Source organism: Oceanobacter sp. 4_MG-2023 (genome assembly GCF_030689165.1).
Taxonomy (GTDB): domain Bacteria; phylum Pseudomonadota; class Gammaproteobacteria; order Pseudomonadales; family Oceanobacteraceae; genus Oceanobacter.
Window position 1 is genome coordinate 1 of record NZ_JAUYVV010000066.1, and the last position, 1,476, is coordinate 1,476.

Annotated in this window: 1 protein-coding gene; it reads right to left on the bottom strand. The window is 54.7% G+C overall.

Annotated features, from left to right (window positions below; translation table 11 throughout):
• The coding region (locus Q8W24_RS16755) for a hypothetical protein (protein ID WP_305476036.1) at positions 1–1,476 on the bottom strand (1,476 nt) is incomplete at both ends.

The window sequence follows — 1,476 nt, forward strand, 5'->3', positions numbered from 1 at the left end:
CTGGAAGCCAGGCTCAGGTTGCCGGCGCTGTCGACGGCATAGGCGTAATAACCGCCCAGCGCCAATGTCGTGGTATCTACAGTGACCGTACCCGCCACCGCTAATGTCGCGGTAGCCCACAGGTTACTGCTGGCGCTGGTGATATCGGCCTCAGTGGTCACGGCCACTGTATCGCTCACCAAATACACCGTACCTGCTTCATTGCTTTGTAATGTGACCAACTCCCCTGTTTCATAGGTGCTATCTATCACCGGTGTACCATCGGCATTAAACGCCTGTACAAAGATCGACTCATCACCGTCGCTATCGATCCCGTACCAGGTCACCACATAGGCGCCAGCGCTGCCCACCGCAGTGATTTGGGGACTTTCGTCATCACCGTTGGTCTTACCCAGCGCTTCCAGCTGTACTGTGTCACCGTTGAAAGAACCATCGGCGTTAAACGCCTGCACAAAGATCGAATCATCACCGTCACTATCGGCCCCGTACCAGGTCACCACATAGGCACCAGCACTGCCCACGGCGGTGACTTGAGGAAAATAGTCATCACCAGTGGTATTACCCGGCGCTTCCAGCTGTACTGTGTCACCGTTGAAGGAACCATTGGCGTTAAAGGCTTGCACAAAGATCGAATAGTCACCGTCGCTATCCTCACCGTACCAGGTCACCACATAGTCGCCATCAGTGCCCACCGCGGTGATTTGGGGATTTCTGTCTTGACCTGCCGTATTACCCAGCGCTTCCAGCTGTACCGTGGTGCCGTTGAAGGAGCCATCGACATCAAACGCCTGCACAAAGATCGACCTATCACCGCCGCTGACTCCCTGCCAGGTCACCACATAGGCGCCATCAGTGCCCACCGCGGTGATTTGAGGAAAATAGTCAGCACCAGTGGTATGACCCGGCGCTTCCAGCTGTACCATGTCACCGTTGAAGGAGCCATCGACATCAAACGCCTGCACAAAGATTGAAAAATCACCGTCGCTATCGTACCCCTGCCAGGTCACCACATAGTCGCCATCAGTGCCCACAGCGGTAATTTGAGGCAGATAGTCACCACTGGTGGTCTCACCCAGTGCTTCCAACTGTACCGCGGCACTGCTTAAGGAACCATCGGCGTTAAATGCTTGTACAAAGATTGAATCATCATCGTCGCTATCCCTTCCGTACCAGGTCACCACATAGTCGCCATCAGTGCCCACCGCAGTGATTTGTGGATCATAGTCATGACCAGTGGTGTTACCCAGCGCTTCCAACTGTATCGTGGCACCGTTGACGGAACCATCGGCTTTAAACGCCTGCACAAAGACCGAATAGTCACCGTCGCTATCCCTTCCGTACCAGGTCACCACATAGGCGCCATCGCTGCCTACCTCAGTGATCTGGGAGCTATGGTTGGCATTACCCGGTGCTTCCAGTTGTACCGTGGTGCCGTTCAAGGAGCCATCGGCATTAAACGCCTGCACAAAGATCGAA